The sequence below is a fragment of the Neisseria dentiae genome (assembly GCF_014055005.1).
Classification (GTDB): Bacteria; Pseudomonadota; Gammaproteobacteria; order Burkholderiales; family Neisseriaceae; genus Neisseria; species Neisseria dentiae.
Window position 1 is genome coordinate 1760222 of sequence record NZ_CP059570.1, and the last position, 13896, is coordinate 1774117.

The following is a 13896-nucleotide window of genomic DNA, read 5'->3' on the forward strand; positions in this document are numbered from 1 at the left end:
GCGAAGCTAATGACGGGATTTAAGCATTTCAGACGGCCTTAAGGTATTTTTGCAAAGGTCTCAACCTATATCGCCTTCACTATCTGCCATATCCGTCATACTCGGGCTTGACCCGAGTATCTGTTATTTCTTTTGAACAAAAAGATACTCGGGTCAAGCCCGAGTATGACGTAATTGTTTAGATGGCGTGAGTGTTTGAGATGCCGCTGCGGCAAACTCACTTTTCCGCCAGCAGCAGACGCACGATGTATTCGTCTTGCGGCAGCGTCAGCTTTAAGTTGCGGCTGTCGCCCTGCACCAGCAGGGGGCGGACGCCCAGCATTTCCACCGCTGAGGCTTCGTCGGTTACTGCGCCGAGGTCGGGCGCGGCCAGGGCGCGTTGCAGCAGGGCGGCGGGGAAAAGCTGCGGGGTTTGCGCCTGCCACAAACCGCTGCGGGGCACGGTGGTTTCGATCAGGCCGTCTGAACCGCTGCGTTTGAGGGTGTCGGCCACAGGCACGGCGAGAATGCCGCCGTTGGGGTGGCTGCCGGCCTGGTCTATCAGGCGGCTGAGAGCAGCTTGGGGCAGGCAGCAGCGTGCGGCATCGTGCACCAGTATATTGTCGCCCGGGGCGGCTAAGCCGCGTTCGAGCAGGGTGTTCACGCCGTTTCTTACCGTTTCGGCGCGGCTTGCGCCGCCGCAATGCAGCAAAACGGTTTTGGCCGGGGCCGTTTGGAAACCTGCCGTTTCGGCGGATTGGAAGGTATGGTCGTCGGGCGCCAGCACCACGGCAGCCAAGGTGATTTGCGGGTGGGCGGCGAAGATGTCGAGAGTGTGCTGCAACACGGTTTTGCCGTGGATTTCAACATATTGCTTGGGCTTGCCTGCGCCGAAGCGTTCCCCCACGCCGGCGGCGGGGATTAAGGCGATGTTGCGTTTCACGCGTCTGCCTCCGTTCGCCATACGCATTTGCCTTCGGTGATTTTGTCAAGCGTGTCGAGATAGGCTTCGTGCGCGGCCAGCTCGGTTTCGTTTGCGCCCAACACTTTCAAATGCGCGGGGCGTTGGATTTTGGCGGCGGCGTAGCTGCCGCCGGCTTCTCCTCCGTGATCGGCCATCAGGTCGAACTGGCCGCGCGTCATGGCGAGATACACTTCGCCGAGCAGTTCGCAGTCGATCAGGGCGCCGTGGAATACGCGTTTGCTGCGGTCGACATCAAAGCGGGTACACAAGGCATCGAGGCTGGCTTTTTGGCCGGGAAACATTTCCCGCGCCATGCCGAGAGTGTCGGTTACTTTGCAGCCCAGCTCTTCTACGGTGGGCAGCCCCATGCGGCCGAACTCCATATCGAGAAAGCCCACATCGAACTTGGCGTTGTGGATGATAAGTTCGGCTCCGCGCAGAAAATCGGCGATTTGCCGCCCGACCTGTTCGAATTTGGGCGCGTTTTTTTCTTCCAAATCGGCCAGGGTGATGCCGTGGACGGCGGCGGCTTCGTCGGGAATATCGCGGTCGGGGTGGATATAAAGGTGCAGGGTGTTGCGGGTGAGCTGGCGGTTAACCATTTCCAGCCCGGCAAATTCGACCATGCGGTCGCCGCTGTTGGGGTAAAGGCCGGTGGTTTCGGTGTCAAGGATAATCTGGCGGGTGTTCATAACGCTTGCTGTTGGAAAAGGTTGCCGCATCATACTAAAAGCGGCGGGGAAAGTAAAAACGGCTGCGGGTAAAACAGCTACAGTTAAACCACTTTGTTTGGTAACAGTTTCGTCATACTCGGGCTTGCCCCGAGTATCTCCTTTCTAAAAATTTCCGAAACCCAAAAAGATACTCGGGCCAAGCCCGAGTATGACGCGTGTGCTTTTCTTAAGCTGATTCATTATACAGAGCTGATTGAGGCCGTCTGAAAAGCAGTTTAAGCTTTTCAGACGGCCTTAAACATTATTAACTTCAAAGTTTTACCACAACCATTCGGGCACGGGCGGGGTGGCCACGCCCCATTCGGGCGGATAGTCCACCCCCGTCAGATAAAGGCCGTCGGGCATCAGCGTGGGCGGGGCGTGTTTGCGGCTGCGCGCCGCCATCAAATCGGCAAACCCCGGCACGCTGAGGCGGCCGTCGCCCACATACACCAGTGCGCCCATGATGTTGCGCACCATATGGTGCAGAAAGGCGTTGCCGTGCAAATCGAGCTTCATCAGTTCGGGCGTGCCGCTCAAGCTTGCGCTATACAGGGTTTTCACGGGGGATTTGGCTTGGCATTCGGCCGCGCGGAAGCTGGAAAAATCATGTTCGCCCACCAGCATGGCCGCGGCCTGCCGCATTTTTTCCATATTCAGCGGCCTGCATACCCAGCCTACCCTGCCTGCCAGCAGGGGATTGCGCACCGAGGCCGACAGCAGCACATAACGGTAGCGGCGGCCGAATGCGTCGAAACGGGCGTGAAAGCGCGGGTCAACAGGTTGCGCATGCCAAACGGCCACTTCTTTGGGCAGGTGTGTGTTCACCCCCCTCACCCACGCCTGCGCGGGGCGGTCAGCCGTGGTGTCGAAATGCACCACTTGCGCGGCTGCGTGCACGCCGGCATCGGTCCGCCCCGCCACCACGGTGTGAATGCGCTCGCCCGCAATCTGCCCGAGCGCGTATTCCAACACTTCCTGCACCGTAACCAAACCGTCGGCCTGTTTTTGCTTCTGCCAGCCGTGGAAACCTTTGCCGTTATAGGCAAGCATCAGCGCCCAGCGCTGAGTTCCGGCTGAAGGCGGCGGGCTGGAAAGTTCGGTATCGGCTGGCATGGCGGCTCCGGCGGTAATGTAAAAATACGTTGGAAACAAAAGCGCATAATTATAAGCCAATTCACGCCGCAAAACTTATTCCGCCACCCCAAAACACGCCCAATCTATTGAAAATATAAAACAAAACTGCAAAAAGCAGCAGATACCGCCTTTGACAAACCTTAACTCATCGCCTAATATCCGCCCCCGTCGGGCAACCGCCCGGTTATCCGCAACACCAATAGAAAGAAGAAGATATTTATGGAATGGGTTTTTAACAGTTACTACACGTTAATTGCCGCCACCGTTGTGCTGCTGGTCGGCAGGCTGATGGTGGCGAAAATCAAGTTTTTGCAGGATTTCAACATCCCCGAGCCGGTGGCCGGCGGCCTGGTGGCGGCGGCCATATTGTATGCGCTGCACGCCATCTACGGCGTGAGCTTCAAATTCGAGAAGCCGCTGCAAGATGCGTTTATGCTGATTTTCTTCACCTCTATCGGCCTGAGCGCCGACTTTTCGCGCCTGAAAGCGGGCGGCTTCCCGCTGGTGATCTTCACCGCCATCGTCGGCTCTTTTATCATGGTTCAAAACACCGTTGGCGTCGGCCTGGCCAGTCTGTTCGGCCTCGACCCGCTGATCGGCCTGATTACCGGCTCGATTACCTTAACGGGCGGCCACGGCACGGCAGGCGCATGGGGGCCGGATTTCGAGAAAAACTTCGGCTTAACCGGCGCAACCGGCTTAGGCATGGCTGCCGCCACGTTCGGCCTGGTGGCCGGCGGCCTGATCGGCGGCCCGGTTGCCCGTCGCCTGATCAACAAGATGGGGCGCAAACCGTTAGACGAAGCCGCCGTTAAAGCCCAAGCCGCCGTTTACGACGACGACGATCCCGGCAAAAGCACCGACGATCTGTTCGAACACCCCGAGCAAACCCGCCTGATTACCGCCAATTCGGCGGTAGAAACGCTGGCCATGTTCGCCGCCTGCCTGGCCTTCGCCGAAATCATGGACGGCTTCGACAGCGAATACCTCAAACCGTTTTATCTCGACCTGCCCAAATTCGTGTGGGCGCTGTTCGGCGGCGTGATTCTGCGCAATATTTTAACCAGCGTGTTCAAATTCAATATGTTCGACCGCGCTATCGACGTATTCGGCAACGCTTCGCTGTCGCTGTTTCTGGCCATGGCGCTGCTCAACCTCAAACTGTGGGAGTTAACCGGCCTTGCCGGCCCCGTAACCGTTATCCTGCTGGTGCAAACCGTGGTGATGATGCTTTACGCCACCTTCGTTACCTATGTTTTGATGGGGCGCAATTACGATTCGGCCGTGCTGGCCGCCGGCCACTGCGGTTTCGGCCTCGGCGCCACCCCCACCGCCGTTGCCAATATGCAGTCGGTAACCGAACGCTTCGGCCCTTCGCACAAAGCCTTTCTGATTGTGCCTATGGTGGGCGCGTTTTTCGTTGACTTCATCAACGTTTTCATCCTCACCGGTTTTGTAAACTTCCTCAAATAAACCGCAAGCAAACTAAAAAGCACCCGCAACACCTTACCCGTTGCAGGTGCTTTTGCTATGATGCCGTCTGAAACCATTTCTTGCAAAGGCCGTACCATGTATAAAAAGCTGCTCACTTTTTCCCTGATTGCCGCTGCCCTGGCCGCCTGCGGCGAGCGCGACACCAAACAGGAAAACGCCTCGCTGGCCTGCGACAGCCCGGCCGTGGTTCAAAACGTGCGCACCAACATCCAAGAAATCATCAAACAGGAAGCGCAGCGCTTCGCCCGCAACGACACCCGCCAGTTTATCGACGCCGATAAAATCATCGCCGCCGCCACCCAGCTCAACATACAGCTCGACGGCCCCGCCGAAGAAAACCAAAACGGCCGCCCCGTCTGCAAAGCCAACCTGAGCATACAGATTCCCGCCGACATTCTGAACACAGCCCAAACCAACAGCCCGCTGGTTTACGGCGCCAACAGCAACATCACCCAACTGATTCAGGAGCGCATCACCGGCAGCACCCTCACCTATGACAAGGGGCTGTTCACCCGCCCGCTTCAATACACCACCGCCGAAGCCGACGGCCAAACCACCGTTAATTATGAAGACAACGCCATCACCGTAACCGCCCAAAACGTTACCAGCGCGCTGCTGCCCTACGGCGTAAAAAGCATTCTGATGATCAACGGCCAGCCCGTGAGGCTTGAAGACGCGCTGAACGCCGGAGTGCAAGCCTTCCCCGAACCGCCGCAGGCCGACCCGCAGGATATACTCGACAACAACGCCGCCAGCAGCACTTTCGGCGAAGAAAACGCCAGCGCGCCCGAAACCCTGACCCCCGAACCGCCCCGCAGCGAAATCACGTTTTCGGCAGGCGAATTGGAGCAGGCGAAAAACAACAACCAATCGGCCGACCGCGAAATCAACATGGTGTGGAACAGCATCGACCAAAACATTCAAAAAGAGCTGATTAACGAACAACGCAGCTGGATCCAAAGCAAAAACACCAACTGCCGCCAAGCCGCCGCCCAAGCCGAAAGCAACCTGCAAGCCGAATACCTGCGCCTGCAATGCGACACGCGCATGACCCGCGAACGCAGCCAGTACCTGCGCGGTTATACGATTAACTAAGCCGCAGGTTCCATGCTTTAAAACAACACAGGCCGTCTGAATATTTTCAGACGGCCTGAGACCTTTGCAAAAATACCCTTAATGCCGTCTGAAATGTTCGTATTTCGTCATTCCCGCGCAGGCGGGAATCCAATCGTTTTTTCGTAAGTTGAAACTAATGACTGAATCTAAGCATTCCAGGCGGAATTAAGGGTATTTTTGCAAAGATATCAGGCCTTTATATACAAAAAACCACAGGCCGTCTGAAAACGCTTTCAGACGGCCTGCACGGTTTTGCCTTAACCGGTCGGTTTCGGTTTGGTTTACCAATAACCCAACACTTTCCACCAAATCCCGCCGATTACCACAAAAATCAGCAGATTAACCACGCTCATCACAAAACCGGCTTTCCACCATTCGGCCAGCGTGGTGTAACCCGAGCCGAAAATCACCGGCGATGTACCCGTGGCGTAGTGGGTAAGCGTCATCATGATGCTGGAAGCGGCGGCCATAATCAGCGCAAACAACATCGGCGGCGCGCCCAGCGACAGGCCGGCGGCATAAAAGGCGCCGAGCATGGCGGTGATGTGGGCGGTGGTGCTGGCAAACATATAGTGGGCATACATATAGGCCAACACCAGCAGCGCCGATGCGCCCGCCCAGCCCAAGCCCAAGTGGGCGATGCCGCCTTCGAGCACGCCGGAAAACCAGGCAATCAGGCCGAGTTTGTTTAAGAAAGTGGCCATCATCACCAGCGCGGCAAACCAGGTAACCGTGTCCCACGCACTTTTTTCCTTCAACACGTCGTCCCAAGTGAGCACACCCGAGAGCAGCAGTAGGCTCAAGCCGATAAAGGCGGTGGTGGTGGCGTCAACGGCGAAGGCTTTGCCGAAAATCATCGCCGGAATGCCGGCCCATAAAATCAGCAGCACGGCGAAAATCGCCAACATGATTTTTTCGCCGCGGTTCATTGGCCCCTGCTCGGCCAATTTTTCTTTGGCAAACTGCGCCGCATTGGGCGTTTCTTTGATTTCGGGCGGGTAGATGAAATAGAGCACCAGCGGCATCAGCACCAGTGCGGCCAAACCCGGCAGCAGCATCGCCAGCGCCCAGGTGCCCCAGCTCAAATGGATATCGGAATTGGTGGCTTTGGCAATAATGTCCACCACCAGCGGGTTAGGCGCGGTGGCGGTGATAAACATCGCCGAAGTAATCGGGTTGCTGTGGTAGTTCACCAGCGCCAGATATTTGCCGATACGCCCCTGCGTGCCTTTTTCCGGGTCGGAATCGTAACTGGCGGCAATCGCTTTCATCACCGGGTGGATGATGCCGCCGCCGCGCGCGGTGTTGCTCGGCGTAACCGGTGCCAGCAGCAACTCGGAAAGCGCCAAACTGTAGCCGATACCCATGGTTTTCTTGCCGAACAGCGAAATAAAATAATAGCCGATGCGTGCGCCCAAGCCGGTTTTGAGAATACCGCGCGAAATCATAATCGCCACACCGATCAACCAGATCAACGGGTTGGCGAAGCTGCTCAATGCGTCTTTAACCGCATCGGCGGGTTTCTCGGCGGTTACGCCGGTCAGCGCCACCAGCATAATTGCCACCATAGAAAGCGCGCCAATCGGCATGGCTTTGCCGATAATCGCCGCAATCACGCCCACAAACATCGCCAGCAGATGCCAAGCCTGTGGCGTAACACCTTCGGGCACAGGCACCACAAACCAAATCAACAGCGCCAAGCCCACCGCAATCGCAGCAGGCAGCGGTTTGAAGCCGAGTTTATCGCTCATTGTTTGTTCCTCATTAATGCAGGTAAAAAAAGATTAAGCGTGGGAATCTTAGCACTATTCACTTTATTCTGCTTGATTAGACGCAAATTATATTTGAAAAATATTCTTTTTGAATATTTTATAACACCAAAGGCCGTCTGAAACTTTCAGACGGCCTTTTATGTATATGAATATATTTACAAACCGCTAACGATGCCCATCACCATACGGGCAGAATTAACCGATGCCGTTTGCAAAAATTCGTCGAAACTGATGTCGGCTTTTTCGTCAGCCGCATCCGACACCGCGCGCACCACCACAAACGGCACGTTCAGCTGGAAACAGGTTTGCGCAATGGCCGCCGCTTCCATTTCCACCGCCTGCACGCCCGAAAAATTCCGGCGGATAAACGCCGTTTTTTCGCTGCTGTGCACAAACTGGTCGCCGCTCACGATTAAGCCGCGGTACACCGCCGCACCCTCAAACGCCGCAGCCGCCGCACCGGCCGCCTCCGCCAAAGCCGCATCACTCTCGAAAACGGCAGGCAACTGCGGCACCTGCCCCAAAGCATAGCCGAAGGCGGTAACGTCCACATCATGGTGCGCCACCTGCGTGCCGATAACCACGTCGCCCACTTTCAAACCCGCACCGATGCCGCCCGCGCTGCCGGTGTTGATCACGCAGTCGGGCGAAAAATGACCGGCCACCAGCGCCGTAACCGCCGCCGCATTGGCCTTGCCGATGCCGCTCAACGCCAGCACCATCTTTTTGCCGCCCAACGTGCCGCGGTGAACCGTAAACCTGCCGAACGTTTCGGTAACGGCATGCTCCATGCTGTTTTTCAACAGCTCGATTTCCTGCTCCATCGCACCGATAACCGCCACGGTGTTGCATACTTGTTTTTCGGGCATTTTCTTCTCTTTCAAAGGGATAAGGCAGCGCATTATACCGACGAACGCCGCATGGCACTACTGCGCCGATTACCCGCTTCATGCCGTCTGAAATTTGCTATAATTACGAAATTTAACAGGGCATGTCGTCGACAGGTTTGTGAAGCGGTTTTTTGAGGGAAAATCCGCAGATGCAAGGCAAAAAGCACAGCAAGATTGGACATCTTGCGAGCATTTTTAACGCCGCAGGTGCGGATTCTAACCAAAAATACCGCCGCAATGCCGTCGACGGCACGCCCTAAAGCTCACACAGAATTAAAGGGATAAAAATGAACGAGAATCCGCTGCCGGCCAAAGAAGAAATCTATTCATTACTGAAAACACTCAACAAATACAAAGGCTCCGACCTTTTCATCACCGCCAACTTTCCGCCGGCCATGAAGCTCGACGGCAAAATCACGCGCATCACCGAAACACCGCTCACGCCCGAGCGCTGTATGGAAATCGCCTTTTCGATTATGTCGCCCAAACAGATGGACGAATTCATGAACACCAACGAGTGCAACTTCGCCATCAGCCTGCCCGACACCAGCCGTTTCCGCGTCAACGCCATGGTTCAGCGCGGTGCCACCGCTCTCGTGTTCCGCACCATCACCAGCAATATCCCCAAATTTGAAACGCTCAACCTGCCGCCCGTTTTGCAGAAAATCGCCATGCAGAAACGCGGCCTGGTCATTTTCGTGGGCGGCACCGGTTCGGGCAAATCCACCTCGCTGGCCTCGATGATCGACTACCGCAACGAAAACAGCCACGACCACATCATCACCATCGAAGACCCCATCGAATTCGTGCACCAGCACAAAAACTGCATCATCACCCAGCGCGAAGTGGGCGTGGACACCGAAAACTGGTTCGCCGCCCTGAAAAACACCCTCCGCCAAGCTCCCGACGTGATACTGATCGGCGAAATCCGCGACCGCGAAACGATGGACTACGCCATCGCCTTTGCCGAAACCGGCCACCTGTGCATGGCCACCCTGCACGCCAACAGCACCAACCAGGCACTCGACCGCATCATCAACTTCTTCCCCGAAGAACGCCGCGTGCAGCTGCTTACCGACCTGTCGCTCAACCTGCAAGCCTTCATCTCGCAGCGTCTGGTTCCGCGCGAGGGCGGCAAAGGCCGCGTGGCCGCTGTGGAAGTGCTGCTCAACTCGCCGCTGATTGCCGAACTGATCCACAACGGCGACGTGCACTCGATTAAAGAAATCATGAAAAAATCGCAGAGCATGGGCATGCAAACCTTCGACCAAGCCTTATACGAGCTGTATGAAAACGGCCATATCAGCTTTCAAGACGCCATCAAAAACGCCGATTCCGCCCACGACCTGCGCCTCGACATCCAACTGCGCAGCCGCCGCGCACAAAACGCCGGGCCGGATCTGGAGCTGATTTAACCCGTTTGCCGCATCCGCACCAACGGGCAAACACCGCAAAGGCCGTCTGAAAAAACGCCCTGTTCTTTTCAGACGGCCTCAAACGTCCGCAGCCGCAAATTCACCGCCCCGCTATTTTAACCCCACCCCTTGTGTGATATACTTACCAGCTGAATTTCACTTCCGATTTCCGAACATCTAAACGGGCGCACCCTGCCCGTTTCGTTGATTAACAAACAAACATATATTCAATAAGGGCTTACGATGAGCGTAACTGTAGAAACTTTAGAAAACCTGGAACGCAAAGTAGTGTTGTCTCTGCCGTGGAGCGAAATCAACGCAGAAACCGACAAACGCTTGCAGCAAACCCAACGCCGCGTGAAAATCGACGGTTTCCGCCCGGGCAAAGCGCCGCTGAAAATGGTGGCTTCCATGTATGGCGCAAGCGTGCAAAATGATGTGCTCAACGAGCTTGTGCAAAAAGCATTCTACGATGTTGCCGTTGCCCAAAACCTGAAAGTGGCCGGCTTCCCCCGCTTTGAAGGCATCGAAGAGCAAGACGACGAAAACAGCTTCAAAATCGCCGCCGTGTTCGAAGTGTTCCCCGAAATCACCGTAGGCGATTTGTCTGCCCAGGAAGTAGAGAAAGTAACCGCTGAAGTGGGCGACGCCGAAGTGGACAAAACCGTTGAAATCCTGCGCAAACAGCGCACCCGATTCGACCACGTCGAGCGCGAAGCCCAAAACGGCGACCGCGTGATTATCGACTTCGAAGGCAAAATCGACGGCACCCCGTTCGACGGCGGCAGCGCGCAAAACTATCCCTTCGTTTTGGGTAACGGCCAAATGCTGCCCGAATTCGAAGCCGGCGTATTGGGCCTGAAAGAAGGCGAAAGCAAAGACGTTGAAGTAACCTTCCCCGAAGACTACCACGGCAAAGACGTGGCCGGTAAAACCGCCGTGTTCACCATCGGCCTGAAAAACGTATCCGCCCCCACCCTGCCCGAAGTGGATGAGCAATTCGCCAAAGCCTTGGGCATCGCCGACGGCGACGTAGCCAAAATGCGCGAAGAAGTGCGCAAAAACGTGGCCCGCGAAGTGGCGCGCCGCACCGAGAGCCAAACCAAAGATTCGGTGATGGAAGCCCTGCTGAAAGCCACCGAAGTGCAACTGCCCAAAGTGTTGGTTGACGACGAAGCCGCCCGCCTGGCCGACGAAATGAAACAGAATTTCGTCAACCAAGGCATGGCCGATGCCGCCAACCTGAACCTGCCTGCCGATATGTTCAAAGAGCAGGCCGAACGCCGCGTGGCTTTGGGTCTGATTTTGGCCAAACTGGTCGACGATAACAAACTGGAGCCGACCGAAGAGCAAATCAAAGCCGTGGTAAGCGATTTCGCCGAAAGCTACGAAGACCCGCAGGAAGTTATCGACTGGTATTTCGCCGACAAACAGCGCCTGCAAGGCCCCACTTCCCTGGCCGTTGAAGCCAACGTGGTGGAATTCGTGCTGAGCAAAGCCAAAGTAAACGAAAAAGTTTTGTCTTTCGACGAAGTGATGGGCGCACAGGCCTAACTGCGCTTGAGGCCGTCTGAAACCCGCAATCAGCACCGAAGCAGCCTTCCGCGCTTTGGTGCTTTTTATAGCGGGTTAAATTTAAAATAGTACGGCGTTACCTCGCCTTGCCGTACGACCTGTACTGCCTACGGCCCGCCGCCTTGCCCTGTTTTAAATTTAATCCGCTATACTGAATATTCCCATAAGGAGAACAAGATGATTCCCGATATCCGCAACGGCTACCTGGTGCCCACCGTTATCGAACAAAGCGGTCGCGGCGAGCGCGCTTTCGATATTTATTCGCGCCTGCTCAAAGAGCGTATCGTGTTTCTGGTGGGGCCGGTCAACGACGACAGCGCCAATCTGGTGGTGGCGCAACTGCTGTTTTTGGAAAGCGAAAACCCCGATAAAGATATTTTTCTGTATATCAACTCGCCCGGCGGTTCGGTAACTGCGGGCATGTCGATTTACGATACCATGAATTTCATCAAGCCCGACGTTTCCACCCTGTGCTTGGGCCAGGCCGCCAGCATGGGGGCGTTTCTGCTGTCGGCAGGCACTAAAGGCAAACGCTTCGCCCTGCCCAACAGCCGCGTGATGATACACCAGCCGCTGATCAGCGGCGGCTTGGGCGGTCAGGCTTCCGATATCGAAATCCACGCCCGCGAGCTTTTGAAACTGAAAGACAAACTCAACCGCCTGCTGGCGCAACACAGCGGCCAGGACTTGGCCAAGGTAGAGCGCGACACCGACCGCGATAACTATATGTCGGCAGAAGAGGCGAAAGAATACGGCCTGATCGATCAAGTGTTGACCGACCGCGCCGGCATCACCACACCGTAAAGGAAGGCTTTTTCAGACGGCCGCTATCCAAGCAGGCCGTCTGAAACCGAGAACTTGCGTTTATAGCCAACCAACTTAATAAAAAGCACATTCGTCATACTCGGGCCCGGCCCGAGTATCTTAAATTCCAGCAACATGAGATGCCCGGGCATGACGGAACCGTTATCAAGTAAGTGGTTTAACTATACTGCCCGGACTTTTCAGACGGCCTCAACCCTTTTTACCCCACCTAAGAAACCATCATGAACCTACTCGGCGCGCTGGCGAAAGTCGGCAGTTTAACCATGGTTTCGCGCATACTCGGCTTTGTGCGCGATACGATTATCGCCCGCACCTTCGGCGCAGGCATGGCCACGGACGCGTTTTTCGTGGCGTTCAAACTGCCCAACCTGTTGCGGCGGATATTCGCCGAAGGTGCGTTCGCGCAGGCGTTCGTGCCGATTTTGGCCGAATACCGGCAAACCCGTTCCGAAGAAGCCACACGCGAATTTATCCGCCATGTGGCGGGTATGCTGTCGTTTATTCTGGTTATCGTTACCGCCGCCGGTATTCTCGCCGCACCATGGGTGATTTACGCTTCTGCGCCGGGCTTTGTTAAAGAAGCCGACAAATTCCAACTTTCCGTTGAGCTGCTGCGCATCACCTTTCCCTATATCCTACTGATTTCGCTTTCTTCTTTTGTCAGCTCGATACTTAACACCTATCATAAGTTCAGCATTCCCGCCATAACGCCCACGCTGCTGAACGTGTCGTTTATCGTGTTCTCGCTGTTTTTCGTGCCCTATTTCGACCCGCCGGTTATGGCACTGGCGTGGGCGGTGTTTGTGGGCGGCCTGCTGCAATTGGGCTTCCAACTGCCGTGGCTGGCGAAACTGGGTTTCTTAAAACTGCCGAAGCTCAATATGAAAGATGCGGCGGTCAACCGTGTGATGAAACAAATGGCGCCTGCGGTTTTGGGCGTGAGCGTGGCGCAGATTTCGCTGGTTATCAACACCATTTTCGCCTCGTTTCTGCAATCGGGCAGCGTGTCGTGGATGTATTACGCCGACCGCCTGATGGAGCTGCCCACCGGCGTGCTCGGTGCAGCGCTGGGTACGATTCTGCTGCCCACCCTGTCGAAACACGCCGCCAGCGACAACCCGCAGGCGTTTTCCGGCCTGCTCGACTGGGGTCTGCGCCTGTGTATGCTGCTGGCCATGCCGGCGGCGGTGGGGCTGGCCGTGCTGTCGTTCCCGCTCATCGCCACGCTGTTTCTGTATAAAGAATTCACGCTCAACGATGCGCTGATGACGCAAAACGCACTGATTGCCTATTCGTTCGGCTTAATCGGCCTGATTATGATTAAGGTGCTGGCGCCCGGCTTCTATGCACGCCAAAACATTAAAACACCGGTAAAAATCGCCGTGTTCACGCTGGTTTGCACCCAATTGATGAACCTGGTTTTCATCGGCCCGCTGAAACACACCGGCTTGGCGCTCGCCATCGGTTTGGGCGCGTGTTTGAACGCAGGGCTGCTGTATTACCTGCTGCGCAAGCATCATATTTACCAACCCGGCGCAGGCTGGGCGGCGTTTCTCGCCAAACTCGCGGTTGCGCTGGTGGTGATGGGCGGCGGTTTGTGGCTGGCACAGGCGCAAACTTACCTGCCGCTGCAATGGGTTCATGTGGCCGGCTGGCAGAAAGCCGTGCAGCTTTTGGGTTTGGTGGTTTTGGGCGGCGTGCTGTATTTCGTGTCGCTGGGTCTGCTGGGATTCCGCCCGCACCATTTCAAACGTTCGGAAAAATAACGGAGCGGCCTGCCGTCGGAGCATCAACAAAATTGTTGACAAAATCTGTTTTCAGACGGCCTCTGCCGCCCGTTTTCCGCCTTACCCCAATCTTTACAAAACTTCAATGCCATTTGAATTTCAATTAAACCTTTTAATTTTTCTTCAATAAAAACAAACACCAAAGAGGCCGTCTGAAACCTTTCAGACGGCCTCTCTGCTTCATTTTGCCCGAGTTTCACCGCACGAAAGGCTGACACTTCTGCTAAGT

At 55.8% G+C, this 13896-nt stretch carries 11 protein-coding genes; 6 read left to right on the forward strand and 5 right to left on the reverse strand.

What is annotated here, in order from left to right:
- Positions 1-217 precede the first annotated feature (217 nt).
- The 3 genes from ispD to truA all read right to left on the reverse strand — a co-directional run bounded on the left by ispD (position 218) and on the right by truA (position 2772).
- A complete protein-coding gene (gene ispD / locus H3L92_RS08335) occupies positions 218-922 on the reverse strand; it encodes a 2-C-methyl-D-erythritol 4-phosphate cytidylyltransferase (protein ID WP_245945412.1) in 705 nt (234 codons plus the stop codon).
- Entirely contained in the window at positions 919-1635 is a 717-nt protein-coding gene (gene dnaQ, locus H3L92_RS08340) for a DNA polymerase III subunit epsilon (RefSeq protein WP_085365168.1), read from the reverse strand. The genes ispD and dnaQ overlap by 4 nt, the downstream gene beginning before the upstream one ends.
- A 300-nt stretch (positions 1636-1935) precedes the next feature.
- Positions 1936-2772 (reverse strand): tRNA pseudouridine(38-40) synthase TruA, encoded by an 837-nt coding sequence (gene truA / locus H3L92_RS08345; RefSeq protein ID WP_085365169.1) that lies wholly within the window; start codon positions 2770-2772, stop codon positions 1936-1938.
- Positions 2773-3012: 240 nt separating this feature from the next.
- Here truA and gltS point away from each other — a divergent pair, with 240 nt between their 5' ends.
- The gene (gene gltS, locus H3L92_RS08350) at positions 3013-4266 is read left to right on the forward strand and encodes a sodium/glutamate symporter (protein ID WP_085365170.1); all 1254 of its coding nucleotides are present in this window, start codon (positions 3013-3015) and stop codon (positions 4264-4266) included.
- 96 nt (positions 4267-4362) lie between these two features.
- Positions 4363-5382, forward strand: coding sequence for a lysozyme inhibitor LprI family protein (locus H3L92_RS08355; protein WP_085365171.1), 1020 nt, complete (start codon positions 4363-4365; stop codon positions 5380-5382).
- A 302-nt stretch (positions 5383-5684) separates the two neighbouring features.
- On the opposite strand, the gene H3L92_RS08360 is transcribed toward H3L92_RS08355, so the two are convergent.
- A complete protein-coding gene (locus H3L92_RS08360) occupies positions 5685-7154 on the reverse strand; it encodes a DASS family sodium-coupled anion symporter (protein ID WP_085365172.1) in 1470 nt (489 codons plus the stop codon).
- A 176-nt stretch (positions 7155-7330) separates the two neighbouring features.
- Entirely contained in the window at positions 7331-8044 is a 714-nt protein-coding gene (locus tag H3L92_RS08365; RefSeq protein ID WP_085365243.1) for a 5'-methylthioadenosine/adenosylhomocysteine nucleosidase, read from the reverse strand.
- A 308-nt stretch (positions 8045-8352) separates the two neighbouring features.
- Between H3L92_RS08365 and H3L92_RS08370 the strand changes: the two genes are divergently transcribed.
- From H3L92_RS08370 to murJ, 4 genes are all read left to right on the forward strand, one after another.
- Positions 8353-9480, forward strand: coding sequence for a PilT/PilU family type 4a pilus ATPase (locus tag H3L92_RS08370; protein ID WP_085365174.1), 1128 nt, complete (start codon positions 8353-8355; stop codon positions 9478-9480).
- A gap of 243 nt (positions 9481-9723) precedes the next feature.
- Positions 9724-11034, forward strand: a complete 1311-nt coding sequence (gene tig / locus H3L92_RS08375; protein ID WP_085365175.1) for a trigger factor — start codon at positions 9724-9726, stop codon at positions 11032-11034.
- 198 nt (positions 11035-11232) lie between these two features.
- A complete protein-coding gene (gene clpP, locus H3L92_RS08380; RefSeq protein WP_085365176.1) occupies positions 11233-11859 on the forward strand; it encodes an ATP-dependent Clp endopeptidase proteolytic subunit ClpP in 627 nt (208 codons plus the stop codon).
- A gap of 242 nt (positions 11860-12101) precedes the next feature.
- Positions 12102-13646 carry a murein biosynthesis integral membrane protein MurJ gene (gene murJ, locus H3L92_RS08385; RefSeq protein WP_085365177.1) on the forward strand — a complete coding sequence of 515 codons (1545 nt, stop codon included), beginning with the start codon at positions 12102-12104 and terminating at the stop codon, positions 13644-13646.
- Positions 13647-13896: the final 250 nt, after the last annotated feature.